The following is a 16,841-nucleotide window of genomic DNA, read 5'->3' on the forward strand; positions in this document are numbered from 1 at the left end:
AGATTTTCTACCATTGTCATCAGTTGCAAGGGTCGATATTTGTAAACCAACGAACGCCTTGTACACGAATATATTTATTCCCCTCGTTATCAATTCTAAATCCTGCTGCTTCAAGTGGGTAGCTTTCAGGCACTCTAAACTCTCTATCACCACTATTCATGGTCGCACCTAACCATGCTTCATTGTTTTTAATGAGTGAAAATATGTCTTTACAGGTAATGGCGTTCATATTTCCAATAATGGAAAATTGTTTATCCGCTTCCACTATTCATGCCAAAAACTCACGAAATAGCGAAAAGGGTGGATTGGTGATAATCATATCCGCTTCATCTCGCAAGGCTTTGATTTCATCTATTTTCAAATCCCCTGTGCCATTAAGGTAATGCCATTGCAAATCCTTAATATCGACTTTGCCGTCATGGTGATTGTCTTTATCAAGGGTGAATATTTTACCCTGTTTTACCGATTTATCTTTGTCATAATTTGGGCTTTGAATTTCAAATAAAGACGGCTGATAATCAGCTTGTAAATCTTTACTGGTATGTGCGTAACGGGTGCTAATGAGTTTTTTTAAAGCCAAATCGTTCAAAGTTTTGAGCGAAATACTTGGTAAAGTTACTCCAATCGCAGTCAAAACCTGCAACATAAAATCCGCCCCAAAAGCTCCGCGAGAAATTTTATTGCTAAGGTTCTATGGGGTTTCCTCAATACCTAAGTCTTTTAACTTTTCTGCCACATCAGCATAGCTAAGGTTTCTAAGGACAATTTCCGCTTTAACAATGCCTTTGGCTTTATTTCGCCATTCATCGCTTTTTGAATGTTGCATATCGGATTTTCTCACTATTTAAAACATAGAATTATTATAAACGATGATTAACAGGCTTAAATTATGACCAAACACTTCTTACTAACAACCCATGCTCGTAGTATGTCGTCACTAGCCATTGTTCGGTTAAGTGATGACAAGGGTTATGCTGTGTGAATTGCGTTGGGAGTATAGAAATTGTGGTTTGCCTGAAATGCTAAGTACAAAATAAAGCCTATTACATTGCTAGTCGTAAACAATGGCAATGTAAGCATTGCAAACATCGCTTTAGTGTAATATCAAGCACTATCTTTCCTCACCATAAATTGCCATTACGGACGATTTTTTTGCTTGGGCCATTTATGTCAATGCGGTGAAGGGTATATCAGCCCTACAGCTATCTCGTGACCTAGATGTTCAGTATAAATGTAGTTTGACACTAGGTTTTGTACTAAGTGGGAAAAGGGGGGATTAGGTGGTAATTTGTTGTTTTTATGGTTATTTTTTACCATTAAATGCACTCTTTTTCAAAATCGATTTTGACACCTAAAATTGTAAAAAAGAGTAAAAAAGAGCGAAAATCAGAAAAAAGTGCGTTTTTATCGTAAAAATGAGAGAAGGCTTTGAAAGGTCTTTGAAGACCCTTTGAGAGCCCTTTAAAACTCTTTGAAAAAAATAAATTGGTACAAAACCTAGTGGCAAATTATACAAAATCCGCTGGCAAGCTACACAAGCCTCTAAAATCCGTGAATCACTCCAAGCCCAAAAAGATTTGTTTCCGTTAAATGGTGAAATCCACATGGACGGTAGCTACGTCCACTCAAGTGTGCGTGAGGAAAATAAAAAGATTGATAGGGTTGATAGACGTCTTCAGCTCTTAATGTTATGATAAGCCGTTGGTCCGTGAGACGGTTTATAAGAGGCATGACTTTCTTGTATAGTTTTGATCCCTACATTGTAATGTGCAAGCGATATGGCTTGAATTGGTTCAAAAGGAGACAGGTTTGGAAATGAGAGAATCCTAAGATATGCAGAGTTTAAATTCAAGTTGAACAATGCTTCATGATAGTTATAAATCAATGTGATGTGGTTTGACAATTTTCAAGAGCATTGCATTCTTGCAAATAACGACAATCATGTGTTGCTTCGCATTTTTTAATCGCAAAACTTTTAATGGCGCAATGCTTTTATTTATAATAATTATTCATTATTTTGTATGTTGAATAAGAAATTTTTATTACGGTGGACTTTTTTAATTTCAATTCTCTCTTATGTTGAAACAAGCTCAATCATTTTCTTATACCTCACAAGTGGGGGGATAGGGTAAAATACTCAAAGAAAATAAAAATGCCTCTCATGAATGTTCTCAAATAGTCAGTTTTTTTATAAACAGGGGGTTTTATAAATATTGAGGATTGGTAATGTGTAGGGTGGTGTCCGATTACTCTCTTTTTAAGCCTAAAGAATGGGGACTTTAGGCAAGTTAATACCCTTGTGTTATTTACTTATGCGCTTATTAAAAAAATATCTTTAAATATTTTTAATTTTTTCGCGATAATATCTTCCCGATGGGATTTGTGAAGAGTATAAAATCTTTTGAGCATCAATAGGTTATTTTAAAAATGTACGTTGGTATGATCATTTTCTTATGTTACCAATTATGAAAGCGTTTATGAAAAGTGTGTACAAATTTCCCATGAGACGTGAAAAATCATCAATAAAATTTCCGTGTTTTCAAAAAATAACGAATGGCTTTTTATATTAAAAAAAAGATTTCACACGTCTCACGTTTTTTATTTATTTTAGAGCTGAATATTCGATTTTTGTGTAAAAATGCTTGCCAACGCATCCACGATACGTGAAAAATCGAGCGCTAATAAGAAAATGATGAATATAATCCACTTCGTATAGCGTGACATTATTTTTACACTTTTATAAGTCGTGATGATTTCTTGTAGGATTTCTTTTTCCTGTTCTGTAAGCTCTGTTTTTTTTCTAGCCATGTTTCCACCCACACAAGTCTTCCCCTTGTTTGTTATGCTTTAAAATATCTCTTGCAAGATTTGAGCTGATGGTATTGAGATCTTTTTTGTCTAAATAAATAGGCATCCAACCAACGCAAGAAAAAGGCTCATTTATTGTTTTTATCGCGCAACCAGTGAGTAAGAGCAGCGCGTACATCAGGATCACTTTTTTGATTAATTTCATTTTCTACCTCTAGCCGTGTTGCTGATGACTTTAGCGTTTTTTCTATTTGCTTTTGTTGTTCAATCTTTTTTCCAAGAGTGAACACTTTTGCTAAAGCGATAAAAAAAGCGGTCAGAGCCGCTCCTGTTATCATCAAATTTTTTTTCATCCACCACATCATAAGCGCTGCTCCTGAAACCGTTTTGCCACAAAGAAGATGCCAGCACAGGCGGCTAAAACCATAATGGTTGCCAATGCCCATTGGATGGGACCATTGCCTGCCAATAAGCCTCCAATTCCAGAAAAAGAACCAACAATGGGTGTAAGCGCTTCTGCTTTGAAAAATCCCATTGGTGCTTGCGTTTCTACGGTTTGGTAGTTGGGAGAAACATAAGCACCTTTTGCCCATAATCCTGCTTCGGCTGCACGACGGTGCACAAGACCGTGAAGACGTTTCCCTCCTGCTTTGGTCCACTTTTGTAATTCAGCAGGGACGGCTTCATATTCGCCGTTATTGAGTTTTTTGAGCAGGGTCGAATTACAAAAAGCCGATGTTCCTATATTATAGCAAAACGATACTAACGCGGCGAATTGTTCATCCGTTAAGGAAACTGTCACATGTTTTTCAACGGTATTTTCAAATTTTCTTAAATCGTGAGAAAGAATTTCTTCTGCTTGTTTTTCAGTAATGATCATGCCCTTGTGAACGAACGGTTTGCCAACAGTGCTGGTGTGTCCATAGCCGATTGTCCATACCCCGATGGCATCTTTATAGGCTTGTAAACGCAATCCTTCCCACTGTTTAATGAGTGCAAGCCCTGCTGATGATATTTTTCTCATTTGCTTCTCCATAAAATAAAGCCTCACGTTGAAAGTGAGGCTGGTCAACATATTAAAAATGAAATTTTTCACTCTTCAAAAACAGAAGAGACGTGAAATTTTGATGAAATCAAAAGGTTAGTTTTGGCATCTTAGGGAATGGGATAATGGTTGGTTTGGCTGGTGTTTCCCATTGAGAGAGGTTGTTGGTTTTGAGACTTTGTGCTGGTTTGTTGATAGGGTCTTATTGGTGCTGGTGATGTTAGCGATTGTGTTGATTACGCAATGGTATTACGGTTGTGTTAGCGGTGGCATGATGGGTGAAGGTTGGAGGGGGTGCACAATCATTTGTGTTGGCATTGGTGTTGGTGATTGCGGTTGTCCTGGCAAGTGGTCCTGATGTGGAGGCGCTTGAGATAAAAGCGAACATTCTTAGAAAAATCTACAGGAGGAAGCGTGTGCTTTTACTTAACATCCAAAACCATAAAATATTTTATGTATTCAGCCTTCTGTATATTCAAATATAGATCATTGTTAAGAAGAGCTTTGGAATTTTGATACAATTTTAAAATCAGCTGATTTTGATGGAACAGGACTGTTCCATCTTTTTTCTCTAAGAGGTCACGCTGCATACTGTTTAACTCTTTAACTGCTTACAAACGGAAAAGAAGATCTGCTAACAGAAGTTCACGATTCACCGTCAAGCAGCATAACTTCGTTCTTTATGGATAGGAAAAAAATCTTAATTACATCATCAAAGATTTGTATTCTGTTGTTCTTTTTCTGTGTTGTGAAACAGAAACAGTTTTTCCTTCTGCTGTCACTAAGCTTTTCTCAAATCTCTCTGTTAAAGTCTCGCCTTTTTTGTTTACTGTTTCATATTCAGCATCCGGATTGGCTTTTAGATATTCCGCAAGACGTCTTCTCCCTTGTGTGTGTTTATAAAAAGTGGTTGGAAGATATGTATCTAATTTTTCAGCAGGTAAAGGCGTGTCTGGTTTACATAATACCCCCTTAATATTATCGTTGTGCAGCCTTTTTAATTTATCAGATTCGGCATAAAGCTTTTTGGCGAGCGCTAAACAAAACATTCCACATTCAGAGGAACTGCGTTGAATGTCCATTTCTGCCATAGCAAAAGAACAGTTAGACAATTCATGCGCTTTAATGGCCAATTGTGTTCTTAATGCTAGCACTGCTGGTTTCATATTGTTAAATGTTGTAGGTTCAAAAAATATCACGGACATTTTGTCATCGACGGTTTGATGATCAATGAGTGCAAAATGGATGCCTCCATCCTTTGTGTGAATGATAAATCTAGAAGATTGAACGCCGTTTTCGATGGCTTCTTTTAGTTTAAGGGCAAAGTCGTGAGATGATGCTACTAATTGAAGGTGCATTTCAGGATATTTACGATTTGCTTGTTCTACCAAGGCTGGCATCAGTTTAAGATCTATACTTGCATAATCAGCTGAGAACCAACGGCCCGTTGAGATGTCATCTTCTAAACGAGCAATGATATTTTTTAATTCCTCACGATCGAATGGGATATTTTTTCCTTTTTCGCTGCTGGGGTGTTCTAAATGTGCAGTAAGAGTGTCTAATGATGCATTTGCATGCGCTCCTTCAGGTGCACTTGCTCCTTCTGGTGTTTGTGAGGAATGAGGTGGGGGAGAATCTTGTGGCTTCATAATCTTAGCCTCTATGTTGATGATCGATAAGTGATATTATCTTCTTCAATTCTGGCTAAACAATGTTTTGAAAAACAAGCCTTTGCATCTTGAAAGGTGAGGCGATGAGAGCATAATGATGCCGTTTTCATATGTATTGCTCGTCATTTCTGTGATGTATTGCATGGGTATTTTATTGGAGTATTATGAGTGCGTTCTATTGGGAGCCCGTGAATACGGCTTGTTTTGAAAATCTCAAAATTATAGAGTTGTTGGTGATGCAAATTGGATGATGCAAAAGAAAACAGTCAGAAAAAGACGAAAGATATCTTCAAACAGTAAACTTTTAAAGATTGTCGCGAAACAGACCGTTTGATAACAGTCTATAATAATCCAAACATTTGATAATGAAATCTAGGCATAAAAAACCCCTTACCGCACCCGTCATTAAATACGATTTTTCATATTCTGTCAACAGCAAAACGATTATTTTTCTTTTTTATTGCGGGAAAAAAGCTCATTCATTAGCTATGCAGCAAAATATATTGTTTTAATGGGAAAGTTTTTGATGCGGTAAAAAATTTTCTCCTTTGAAAAGGGAGGGGGTAAGGTGAAGGGTGAGGGGAGAATTGTGGTTTTGAAATCCGTGGTATTTTATTGATGGAATTGGGAAGGTGGTGGTTGGCAGGTGTTGCGGGGCAAAGCGTAGGTGTTGCGATTGTGTTGGTGATTTGGGCTGTGCTGGCTGTCGTGTTAGCGGTGACGTGATGGGTAGGTTTCCTGTGCTATTGTTGATGAGCGAGGAGATTGTTGGTGAGGGCTTTTTCTTTTGTTTAAGAGACAATGCTTTTAATTTTGTAAAAAATCAACGTGTTATTTTAATAATAACATGTTGATTTATAATGATATTTTTGTCTTTATTTATCTTGAATAAGAAATCCAGATTATGCTGCAATCAAAGCCATGTCTTTTGTCTGTCATAAGATCAGGAAAGCCGTATAGAATTTTAAAAGAAAGGACTTAAATGCCATAATGAATTGTCTCAAGAGCTAAGGATGTCGTGATATTGGGGGAAAAGTGTATGATGAGGGCGGTTTGTTACAATGGGGGGGGTGATGGGGAGTAGTTGCTGTCTGAAAGAGAGGGCAATATTTATCCTGCCCATGCCGTGAATTATTGTCTTTTGAGGCATGGGTAGATATAAGGTAAGTCTCTTTGACAGGTTGAAGCGTTTTTTAAAGGGCGTGGTAGATATTTTAAAGCTTGTTTATTGCGTGCTTTAAGCCCGTCAATCGCATGAAATTCTATGAAAGGGCAAGCCTCAGTGGATCTCAAGTGTAACTTGCCGAGAAGGATTGTCTCTTTACAAAGGGGCATGTTACAAAGGGGGAGGTTTAGAATCTTTATCCTGTGATGGAGAGGAAACGATGGGTGTTTTTAGTCAATGCTCTTTTTGCTAGAATAGTCAAAATGTTTATAAAGGGTATCAAGAATAATACGCAATGAACCAACAAGAGTAGGCAGCGGTTGATCTTCTATAACAAGATATTGTAATGCTGCATGAAAGTTGTGTTGACGATGCAAATATTGCGCTTCTTTAATCACTTCTTGCATATCTTCATAGCAATTCGTTGCTCTTTGAACCCATTGCTTTTTTGCTTTCTCATCTGATGCGTTGTGCGTAAAACCATCATAATAACCGTTTGGTAAGCCTTTTGCACATAAATAGTCGTTTCTGATTTGCAAGTATCGTTGCGCCGTATCATATTGCTCTTTACTGATACCTGATGAATCCTCTTTATAGCCAAGCAAACAAAGACGCCCAATATAGGTTCCGACAAGCGGATTTTTCGCTTCTTCGAGGCTTAAACCAAAGTGTTTTGCACGCATTTCAATCGCAGATTGAAGCGCGGATTCGCTGGGACTTTGGGCACGTGAAATACGGCCATTGGGCTCTCTGAGTTTGCCTTTTATTCTCGGTCTACCGCGTTTTTTACGTATTTTCATGAACTTAACCATTTAAATGAAAAATAAACTGTCTGTTGATGGGGGACAGTGATGTAAAAAGCACTTAGAGCCAATACTGGGGAAGCAAATAGTGTGGGAATATAAGCCTTTGTAGACCAAAGGAGAAACGGATACTAAAGGCGTCTTTAAGCACAATGAACAGTGACAGTGTGGGATGAAAAAATCATCTTCAAGGTGTTTCTTACCATTCTTATCTTACCCCTATCAGTCTTATTTCTCGCCCCTATCATGCTTATTTTATCATGGATAGCGGCTTATTTGCCTTTTTTTTCATGAGCGCTTTGCGGAAATTTTTTAGTTTCCCTTTTGAAAAATCATTGTTTTTATTATTCGTGGGGTTTTGTTAGTGAGAGGCATATTGGGGTTTTCTTATTGGGCACTGTACCAAGATGTCTGATATAGATCAGGCTGCTACGTATATCTTTATCCTTTATAGAGGATTTTGTCTTCTTTTGAGCGGCACAGAGCTGTAAAAAACAAACTTTTCAATATACTTAATAATAGCATAAAATCCTTGTCTTTTCAAATAAAATATCGTTTATCAGTTCAAATAACAAAATAAACTGTGAAGGGTCAAACGATTTATAGTCGTCTTTTATAGAGGATAAAATTTTCATTTTTGCTGTTTTAATGGATTTTATCATAAAAAAGGAGGGTGTCATTTAAATGGTTAAATAACAGGATGTAATATTTAAAGAGGCTTTATAAGCGGGGCAGGTAGCTTGATAAAAGAGGCGTTTATAAGAGATGCTTTTATAAAGGTGGGGCTATGAGGTGTGAGACATTTCTTTTTTAATTTTAAAATAGGGCTTTTTTAATCAAGAAATTCTAAAATGAGAATTGAAAAATTTCAAAGCTGCTGTAGGCACATTTTAGATAATCGGTTGTTTGGTCTGTGGGGTGTGCTTATTGCTTCACGCTTTTGTTTAGCGCGTTCTTGTTTATCACATTCTGGGGGCATATCTCTCATGTCATACACAATGCCCCAAACGGAATATACTTATTGTTGCATATTCACATGCTTATTTTCAAGAGACATCTCTTACATGTGCTTGAGCCCATTTCACGACGGTGGTTCATGAAGGATATCATGGTAAAGCTTTCATGATAATATAAAATCCCATGATAATATAAGTCTATTGAGCATCATCATTTTTAGGTTTCATAAAAGCGTAAGCTGGTACTATCACACACTTTGCCAATCCCCAATATGTATACAGCTCTTGGCACTTGAAACGGTTTATAAGAGGCATTTTTATTGTACAGTTTCACTCTGCATGGCTCCCCACCCTTTTATGTGCAAGAAAATAAATTTGATTGCTTCAATATAGGAAAAGTTTGAAATGAGAAAATCTGACAGCATTTGGGATGTGTTGATTATCAAGATACAAAGCACTTGTGAAAATGTTTTTTGTCTTGTTATGCCATAAAATACTGTCATTTGAGGCAGGGATAGGAAGGCTCATAAGGCATTACAGTATTAAAATATTTTAGGTGCTAATGTTAAGGAAGGATTTTTCCGTAGAGCGCTTTATGCAAGTGGAGCTTATAAGTGCTCAGCAGGTGGAGTGCACTTAAGAGCAATGGGATTTTTTACAAACTGATGTGGGTTTAAAAATCTTCAATCTTTGAGATGTGGCAGGGAATATCATCATCCTTTGCTTCATATATACTCGGCTTCATTTAAGCGGTGAAAACACTGTTGTTTATGGTGGGCATGTCAGTTTTCTACATGAGATGTTTTTTAGATTAAATATTTGTTGGATTTTTGTAAAACGGTGTTCTCTAGGGTTTATGTGATCGATAAAGGAAGGAAAAGGGGTGTTTGGGCTTGTAAGTGCTTCACGTATAAGCGCGTATAAGGCAAGTGAATAAAATATTTAGAGGGGATTATAGTGCTTGCTTTATTCTGAGAAGAGTGCTAAGCGAATTTACCGTGCTGGTCGCGCGCTATCAAATATTGAGGGCGTATTTTAGAAGTGGGGGAGTATCCGTATGATCAAAGATAAATCACAACACCAATCTGTCCATGAGGGAAATACGGCTTTTGTATCACAGCCAGTGTTGGATCAATCGGCAGCTTTCAAAAAATGGATGGTGCTTTCAACAAACGATTATGTCATCATTTGTTGTTTGGCTATTCTCTTGTTGGTGCTTTTTGCCGCGACTGTCTATATGAATCCTTTGAATTTTTTTTACGTTATATCCAGAGAACAGTTTCAAGCAATGGGAAAAACAAAACAAGAAGATCTTCAAGGAATGATTCAGGGCTTTATACGGTTTCCTGCGATCGAATTTCTTCGCAATGTAGGATGGAATAGTGTTTGGGCTTTTTTATGTCTCTTACCGCAAATGGTTTTGGCTGTTCTTGTGGTGTTCTTTCCACTCTTTTCTATCTTTAACGCCATCTTGAAACGGGATGTGAAGGAAATGATGAAACTGTGGGAGACATTGCCAGAGCAGCAACAGCTAGACAACCAATCTCTCAACAAAATATGATAGGGGGGAAAGTGACCGCTTCTGTAATGCCTTTTTTAATAATTCTATTATTGACCTCCTTAGGGACGACTATTTTTATTTATTCTGCGTGGATCATGATACTGTTTTCTACCATGATGACAATTTTTGCACTTTATTATTCTTTGATAAAACGGACAATCTTGTTATGTAAGATGCGAAGGAAATTAAAAAAGGGTGCAGCGCAGAATTTAGGGCACTATCAGGCAGAGGGGAGAGGACAGAATACGGTTCTTGCAACACAGTTTAGTGCTTTTTCTTTTAAAGAATCTTTGCGTCTCTCAAAAAAAGATTATCGAAAAATTTTTTCTATCGCGTGCGTTATGGTTGCACTTTGTGCAGGTGTTGTCGTTTTTTTCGCTTTTCTTCCAAAACCTGTCATTTTTTTGCACAATCACGCGCCTATAGTGCTTCACATTGTTGATTTTGTCGTGCAGTTGCTGTTTTGGTTCTGGGCATGTATTGTTGTTTCTTTACCTGTTATTTTAATTCTCCATAGTCTCCTTCATTATGGCGTGAAAAAAACAGTCAAGAGATTAGAAATATTTTCTTGAGTAGAGGATAAAATGATAACTTCACATCAATATGATAGGGGAAAAAAGTGGGCATCATCGTAGAATATTTGGCTTTTTTAGGGTACATCATTATTGCCATTTTAATGTTTATGGTCATAGTCAGGCTTCCTTACCTGTTAATCAAGCATATGAGGTTATCCTTTAAACTCGCTCAAGACTTGAAAAAGAGTACGATGCAACAAAAGCAACCCATACAACAATTGCGCAATGATCTGGGAGAAATGAAAAGACACAATCTCGCGCATAAGACCCTTGATGCGAAAATACGCTTTCTTAACTACAAAGAATCTCTGCCTCTTTCTTCAAAAGAATGTAAAATAATTCTTTTCGTCTTTATTCTCTTTGCTGTTTTGCAATCTGCTTTCTCTATCGCACATTTGGTATGGTGGAAGGATAGTATGGCTAGCTTTATAATGCCGCCGCTTTCAGGCATTCGCTATAACTTTATATGGTTAGGGATTCTTCTCGTTTTTCCGATCATTGGGATTATGTGCATAAAGTTAACAAGAAAATTGAGAAAAACGCTTCAACAATTGGAAGAAGCAATAAAACAACGCGATCAGGCAATCCGTATGCAGAATGTGGAAGGGGGACAAAGTGACGAGTAGTCTTATAACATTAATAGCCTTTTCTTTCCTGCTCTTTACGTTCTTAAATGTTTTAATATGGGTGCCGGTTTTTATCATTTATTACCTGTTTATCAAGCGTGCGTGGTTGTATTGTCGCGTGAAAAAGGAACTGAAATGCGTACTGAATGAACGCGATATTGCCTTAAAACAGATCTCCAAAAAATGAAAAGTAGCAGAGTGTTTGATAAAAAACAGCTTTCTCTTGTTTGACAAGACTATAAAAAATATCCTCTATTTCTACGGTCATAGTGACAGCTCCAATGGTTATAACTGCTATCGTTAAGATATGGAGAGGGAAGCACTTTGTTTCTTTTGTCGTATTCAAGCCACTGGCATAGATGCTTTCCTGTGCTTTTTTATTCTTACCGATTGTTTTTATTATGCTTTTTATCGTGACCCATCAGTTGAAGAAAATGGTGCAGAAATTAGAAGAAGAGGTTGAGCAGAAAAAAGCACCAATCATACTATACAATGTGAGCGAGGGAAAAGTGAGTGAAGGAAAAAAGTGAAGAGAGGCTTTTGTTGCTATAAGCATTGCTTTTGACTTGTTCATTAAGGAGCATGGGGTGCACTTCACGTTTTATGCTTTTTTTATATTTGTGTCGTGTTTTGAAAAGAATTGAGGCTCTTGCTTGAGTGGGGTTCTTGCAAGCTTGTAAGGGGGAAAAGTGAAGGGGGGCTGTTATTGTTCTTGGGCTTCACTTGCTGTTGGTTTTTTCTTTAAGAGAGAAATATTGTAATTTATTTTCTTTTTATCAAGTATAAAAATGTGTCTTATCAAGGGATATTGAGAGCGAAAAATCTATACTTAAAGCAAAAGATGCGGCGGCGGTGCTCGGGGAAGAAAAATCCATTTTTTCGAAAAAATGGAAAGGCAAGGTGCATAAAGAAGGCAAGCCAAAAAAACCAAGTTTTTGATTAAGACGTTTTGCCCCATGGAAAGTGCAACAGTGCTTTTAAAAAGCTTGGGTTTGAGGAGAGAAATTGAAAGAAAAGCAGAACATCTATTTATTTACGAGACTGAAGGACAGTTTCTCTATCTGGATGAAAAAGGTTTTGTGCAATTTGATGATGGAATGGTGGGAGGCGCTGGTATGCATGTTGCGGCTGCCAAATGATTCATCCTTATCATTTTGGGGATTTGCCAGATTGACAACGGGTATTGAGGCAAAGGGATTGAAAATTTTTGAGGAAAAGGTAAGAGCCTGGCGATGATGCCGTTGCTTGAGGAAGCTTTAGATAAGGACGATGAACGAGGTTGATCTTGGCAGCGTACTTGGCTTTCATATGGGGGCACCACCTTGGAAAAAGGAGTTATGATATCTCAGTGGCTTCTTCTTTGCTGCGCTACTTTGGGGCTTTGGCATTGAGGGCTGATGTTAAAACTTTACACCCTTTTCACAAAAGTTTTATGGAAGATGAAAGTTTGGGCTTTGAAAAAAATATCGAAAAAATCTATTTGGGCCGGCTTTGCGGATGGTTCAAGTAGAGGTCAAGAAAAAGCAGCTTCGTTACGATTTTTTTGCACCAGTTCGCTTCTTTTTTTGAAAGGAGCTTGTCTCCTGGAAATAAAAAGAGCAGCGATTAGAATTTTAGAGTCAGAGCCCCATATTTGTGCAATAGAAGAAGATATTCTTATGAAAATTTAATCGAGGAGAAAAGAGAAGCCTTAAGACAATAGGGGATACACTGTGGGTGATGAAAACATGATGTTTGAAGTCGATGAAAAAAATGTAGCCCTGATATTGTCTTTGATAAAAGATGAGGGATCCAAGCGCTTGATATTGACGAACCCTCATTCATTGTGAGGAGGAAAGCTTCGATTCATGAAAATGGCTTAAAAATTGAGATAAATGAGGGATAAAAAATGAGGGGCAATGAAAAAAATGCACTATTAGATGAAAATCCACGGTCTTTTTCGCTTGAAGAAGCGTTTTTGACACGAAAAAATTATAAAGTCATCTTTTGCATTGCTTTCATTATTGCCGCTTTTAAAGTGGCATTCTTTATGTTTTTTGAGTGGGATTTGACAGGGTGGTGGAATTATATCCTGTTCATTTTAGCATTAATATTGGGTTTTATATCAACGCTTCTTTTTGTACTCATTCCTGTTGCCTTTATGGTCCGCATCATTTTTACGCGTTTGTTGAAAAAAAAGATCGAGCAGTTGGATCAAGCACTCTGGAAACGAAGAAAAACGGCTTACCAACAAAACAGCGTGTGAAGGGCGGGCAGAAAATGAATACTGGTCTTTATATATTCTCATGCATTGTAGGAGAGTTTCTATTCGTGCGATGTTTGAAGGTGATGGAAAAAAATGCACCGCTGATATTGTCTTTATAAAAGATGAGGGATACAAGCGTTTGATATTGATGAACCCTCATCCATTGCGAGAACGAAAGCTTCGGTTCATGAAAATGGCTTAGAAATTGAGACAAATGAGGGATAAAAAATGAGGGGCAATGGAAAAAATGCACCATTGGATGAAGAATTACGGTCTTTTTCGCTGGAAGAAGCGTTTCTGACACGCAAAAATTATAAAGTCATCTTTTGTATTGCTTTCATTGTGGCAGCTTTGAGAACGGTTCTTCGCTTCGTACCAATTTTGCTTGGGTGGAAGTTGGTGGAGTGGGAAGGGGATGTCGTGGCAGCTCTCTTGTTAATCATGCGGCTTATATCATGGTTTATTTTTTTGTTCATCCCTGTTGCCTTTGTGGTTCGTATCATTTTCACGGTTATGTTGAAAGAAAAGATCGATATGTTGGAGCAAGCAATCTGGAAGCAGAGAAAAACCGCTTCTCAACAAAACAGCGCATGAAGGGGCGGGGAAAATGATAGATATTAAAATGATGGATATTATTGTTGTACTCTCGTGGGGTGTGGGCTTGACGCTTTTCACGCTGGTTTCTGCTGTCGTCATGATGTTTATTTGGGCATTGTATTACTCTACTTTCAAGCGGGTGAGACTGTATTGCCAAGTGACAAAAGAATTAAGCCGCGTGCTTGAGCAACCTGTTGCTTTTGAGCAGCTTGGGGAAATGCCGATGATTAAGTTATCTGAGGAAAAAGAGTTTTCTCTTTCTGATGAAGAAATCTTAACGATGGAAAGTGCAACGGCGCTTTTAAAGAGTTTGGGATGGAAGGTGGAAATTGAAGGAAAAGGAGATCATTTGGCCACCTATTATTTACCAGATCGCGAAGTGCAGTTTCTTTATAATGCTGAGAAGGGGTATCCGCGATTTGATTGTGCAATTGCGGTGGTTTCTGGTATCCATGCGGCGGCTTGCCAAACAATAGACCCTTATAATTCTGGAGGCTTGATTGCTCTTGAATTGAGTTTTGATATGAAGGGGTTGGAAATTTTTGAAGAAAAGGTAAGCGTTGGATGTTTACGTCGTGCACTCGAGAAAGCTTTAGAAAAGGCAATGACAGAGGTTGATCTTGGCAAGATGCTTCACTCTCAATATAGAATCCTGCCTTGGGAAAACAAAACTGTGGTTCCTCGGTTGACTTCTTATTCCCTGCGTTATCTTGCGGTTCTGGCTTTGATGGGCGATGTTGAAACTTTACACTCTTATCACAAAAGCTTTATGGAAGGTGAGAAGCTAGGCTTTGAAACAAGCATCGAAGAAGAGCATCTGGAACGCGCGATGATAATTGCTCAGGCGGTAGAAAAGACAAAGCAACCCAGTTACGATTTGCTTCAACAGGCGGCAAAGGATTTTTCCATGGAGGTGGAGAGCTATGAATATTTTAGAGCCACAGATCCCAGTTTGTGCAATAGAAGAAGATATATTTACGAAAATTTGATCGAGGAAAAAAGAGAAGAATTAAGGCAACAGGGATATTTTGTTTACGAAAAGGATACGATTTGTGAGGTTGATGGAAAAAACTATCGTCCCCATATTCTTTACATAAAGGATGGGGAAGTAAGATATATGGATGTAGAAATTGGGATTGATGAAAAAATTTATTGAGAAAAATAAAGAGGTTAGATAAGTTAAAAAGAGCTTAAACCTAAAAATAATGCGTAAAAAGCGCGCAGCGTAAAAGCAGAGGGGAATAATGCAGGAGAAAAAAGTAACATTTGAAATGTCTTTCTTTTCATTTAGAAAATTTATGGTGTCTTCAGTGGAAAGGCGTAAAGGGGTGGAAAGGTGTAAAATAATAGGGCGCCGCTTTTTTATCATGTTTTGTACATGCCTTATCATGATGGCTTTAGAAGTTCCTGCGGGGGCAAAATCTCTGGTACAGCTGTTGCAATGGACAAGATGGGAAGGAATTGGTTCTCTTATTTTTCTCTTACCGGTGTTGATTTGGTTTTGTCTTCTCACTCCTCTTCCAATCCTTTGGGGGCTTTGTCGCTTTAAAGAGCACAAATTGAAAAAAATAAAGAAAAAACTAAAAGAAAAAACAAAGCAGCAAGAGATTAATCAATGAGATTATACGCATGAAAGGTAAGATCGCGCTTTTTATTTTGTTTCTGCCGTTTGGATATTTTCTTCTAAATGCAGTTACAGTTTTTGCCATTTTTGTGAATATGATTATTGTGCTGCCTCATTATTCTTTAATCAAGCGTTTGAGGCTCTATTACAGAGTGAAAAAACAAAGACGTTTGATGAAAGAACATCCATAGCGTTTTTGTTTCTTTGAAAAAAGCGTAAAAAAGAAAGAGAGAGTGCAGCAAAACTTAGAACGAGAAACACAGATAAGTTCCCATTCGTTAAAAAAAATGCTCGCTTTTTCATGCAAAGATTATATCCTCCACGCATGCCTCTCTCTCATCATTATGGTTTTCAAAGTTTATGTCTATGTGATTTACTGTAAAGGGATAGCTATAGCTGCTGAGATAGATGAGAGCAGATTTGAATATATTGCCATTCTCTCGTTTTTCTGGTTTTTTTATCTGTATGTATTTTTGCAACGATCCCTGTTATTGTGATCCTTCGTGAAATTTTAACTTCTCGGTTGAAAAAGAAAATTCAGCAATTGGAAGAAGTGACTGAAGCAACCCAATAAATCAATTTATACCACACAAATCAATTTATAAAGAGAAGGGGATAAAATGCATTACGGAATGGCGGCAGCTTCCACGGTGGTTTTGTTCGTTCTGCTGGGGGGTGTTTTGATTTGTTCTTAACAATACCTATTGTGGCACTGTATATTTCTTTTATAAAGCGTTTGATATCGTATTGCAGGGTTACAAAACAATTAAACGCAGCGCTGAAAAAGTGTGTGTAGCGCTTATGTCATGGGGGAGGCATAAGTTTTAGATCATGCGATTGCTTCTTTTACGCTGATCTCTGTTTGAGAAGGGCTGATGCCAATTAATAGGCTTGTAATAGGCTTGGCAGTTTATCGGAAGTTTCCTGTTTTCTGTGAATTTGCAAAATCGTAAAAACGTGGAACTGTAAAGTCAAGGATGGTGTTTGCTCAAGAACATGAGGGTTGTGGCGAGGTTGGGGAGAAGAGGGTGCCAATGGAGGCGTAAAGGTTGGAGTGTGAAATGCGTCATTGGAATGGGAGGAGTTTGGTGAGAAGGGCTGATGCCAATTAATAGGCTTGTAATAGGCTTGGCAGTTTATCGGAAGTTTCCTGTTTTCTGTGAATT

At 37.8% G+C, this 16,841-nt stretch carries 16 protein-coding genes and 1 pseudogene; 9 read left to right on the plus strand and 8 right to left on the minus strand.

Annotation, left to right across the window (positions count from 1 at the left end; translation table 11 throughout):
• Positions 1 to 19: 19 nt before the first annotated feature.
• From ACFIJS_RS05405 to ACFIJS_RS05430, 6 genes and pseudogenes are all read right to left on the minus strand, one after another.
• Positions 20 to 826: pseudogene (locus ACFIJS_RS05405) on the minus strand (adenine-specific methyltransferase EcoRI family protein).
• Between the two features lie 716 nt (positions 827 to 1,542).
• Positions 1,543 to 1,731, minus strand: coding sequence for a hypothetical protein (locus ACFIJS_RS05410; protein ID WP_375650497.1), 189 nt, complete (start codon positions 1,729 to 1,731; stop codon positions 1,543 to 1,545).
• 876 nt (positions 1,732 to 2,607) lie between these two features.
• Positions 2,608 to 2,808, minus strand: coding sequence for a hypothetical protein (locus ACFIJS_RS05415; protein WP_375650498.1), 201 nt, complete (start codon positions 2,806 to 2,808; stop codon positions 2,608 to 2,610).
• A complete protein-coding gene (locus ACFIJS_RS05420; RefSeq protein WP_375650499.1) occupies positions 2,801 to 3,013 on the minus strand; it encodes a hypothetical protein in 213 nt (70 codons plus the stop codon). Before ACFIJS_RS05420 ends, ACFIJS_RS05415 begins: the two co-directional genes overlap by 8 nt.
• Positions 2,937 to 3,173, minus strand: a complete 237-nt coding sequence (locus tag ACFIJS_RS05425) for a hypothetical protein (RefSeq protein WP_375650501.1) — start codon at positions 3,171 to 3,173, stop codon at positions 2,937 to 2,939. The genes ACFIJS_RS05420 and ACFIJS_RS05425 overlap by 77 nt, the downstream gene beginning before the upstream one ends.
• Positions 3,170 to 3,832 carry a lysozyme gene (locus ACFIJS_RS05430; protein WP_375650502.1) on the minus strand — a complete coding sequence of 221 codons (663 nt, stop codon included), beginning with the start codon at positions 3,830 to 3,832 and terminating at the stop codon, positions 3,170 to 3,172. Before ACFIJS_RS05430 ends, ACFIJS_RS05425 begins: the two co-directional genes overlap by 4 nt.
• Before the next feature lie 172 nt (positions 3,833 to 4,004).
• On the opposite strand from ACFIJS_RS05430, the gene ACFIJS_RS05435 reads away from it, so the two are divergent.
• The gene (locus tag ACFIJS_RS05435; RefSeq protein WP_375650503.1) at positions 4,005 to 4,211 is read left to right on the plus strand and encodes a hypothetical protein; all 207 of its coding nucleotides are present in this window, start codon (positions 4,005 to 4,007) and stop codon (positions 4,209 to 4,211) included.
• Between the two features lie 346 nt (positions 4,212 to 4,557).
• Here the strand turns inward: ACFIJS_RS05435 and ACFIJS_RS05440 are convergent, their stop codons facing one another.
• Positions 4,558 to 5,502 carry a YopJ/AvrA family T3SS effector serine/threonine acetyltransferase gene (locus ACFIJS_RS05440; RefSeq protein WP_375650504.1) on the minus strand — a complete coding sequence of 315 codons (945 nt, stop codon included), beginning with the start codon at positions 5,500 to 5,502 and terminating at the stop codon, positions 4,558 to 4,560.
• Positions 5,503 to 6,918: 1,416 nt separating this feature from the next.
• Positions 6,919 to 7,488 (minus strand): hypothetical protein, encoded by a 570-nt coding sequence (locus tag ACFIJS_RS05445; RefSeq protein ID WP_375650506.1) that lies wholly within the window; start codon positions 7,486 to 7,488, stop codon positions 6,919 to 6,921.
• Between the two features lie 2,016 nt (positions 7,489 to 9,504).
• On the opposite strand from ACFIJS_RS05445, the gene ACFIJS_RS05450 reads away from it, so the two are divergent.
• The 8 genes from ACFIJS_RS05450 to ACFIJS_RS05485 all read left to right on the plus strand — a co-directional run bounded on the left by ACFIJS_RS05450 (position 9,505) and on the right by ACFIJS_RS05485 (position 15,670).
• Entirely contained in the window at positions 9,505 to 10,008 is a 504-nt protein-coding gene (locus ACFIJS_RS05450) for a hypothetical protein (protein ID WP_375650507.1), read from the plus strand.
• Positions 9,951 to 10,580, plus strand: a complete 630-nt coding sequence (locus ACFIJS_RS05455) for a hypothetical protein (protein ID WP_375650508.1) — start codon at positions 9,951 to 9,953, stop codon at positions 10,578 to 10,580. Before ACFIJS_RS05450 ends, ACFIJS_RS05455 begins: the two co-directional genes overlap by 58 nt.
• A 194-nt stretch (positions 10,581 to 10,774) precedes the next feature.
• Positions 10,775 to 11,209 (plus strand): hypothetical protein, encoded by a 435-nt coding sequence (locus ACFIJS_RS05460; protein WP_375650509.1) that lies wholly within the window; start codon positions 10,775 to 10,777, stop codon positions 11,207 to 11,209.
• Positions 11,210 to 12,165: 956 nt separating this feature from the next.
• Positions 12,166 to 12,348, plus strand: coding sequence for a hypothetical protein (locus ACFIJS_RS05465; RefSeq protein WP_375650511.1), 183 nt, complete (start codon positions 12,166 to 12,168; stop codon positions 12,346 to 12,348).
• A gap of 749 nt (positions 12,349 to 13,097) precedes the next feature.
• Entirely contained in the window at positions 13,098 to 13,454 is a 357-nt protein-coding gene (locus ACFIJS_RS05470; RefSeq protein WP_375650512.1) for a hypothetical protein, read from the plus strand.
• A gap of 228 nt (positions 13,455 to 13,682) precedes the next feature.
• The gene (locus ACFIJS_RS05475) at positions 13,683 to 14,048 is read left to right on the plus strand and encodes a hypothetical protein (RefSeq protein ID WP_375650513.1); all 366 of its coding nucleotides are present in this window, start codon (positions 13,683 to 13,685) and stop codon (positions 14,046 to 14,048) included.
• Positions 14,049 to 14,061: 13 nt separating this feature from the next.
• Positions 14,062 to 15,207: a DUF6990 domain-containing protein gene (locus tag ACFIJS_RS05480; protein WP_375650515.1), complete on the plus strand. Its 1,146-nt coding sequence runs from the start codon at positions 14,062 to 14,064 to the stop codon at positions 15,205 to 15,207.
• An 88-nt stretch (positions 15,208 to 15,295) separates the two neighbouring features.
• Positions 15,296 to 15,670, plus strand: a complete 375-nt coding sequence (locus ACFIJS_RS05485; protein ID WP_375650516.1) for a hypothetical protein — start codon at positions 15,296 to 15,298, stop codon at positions 15,668 to 15,670.
• The last annotated feature ends 1,171 nt before the right edge of the window (positions 15,671 to 16,841 follow it).

The sequence above is a fragment of the Bartonella sp. OT172YNZD genome (assembly GCF_042193725.1).
Classification (GTDB): Bacteria; Pseudomonadota; Alphaproteobacteria; order Rhizobiales; family Rhizobiaceae; genus Bartonella; species Bartonella grahamii_A.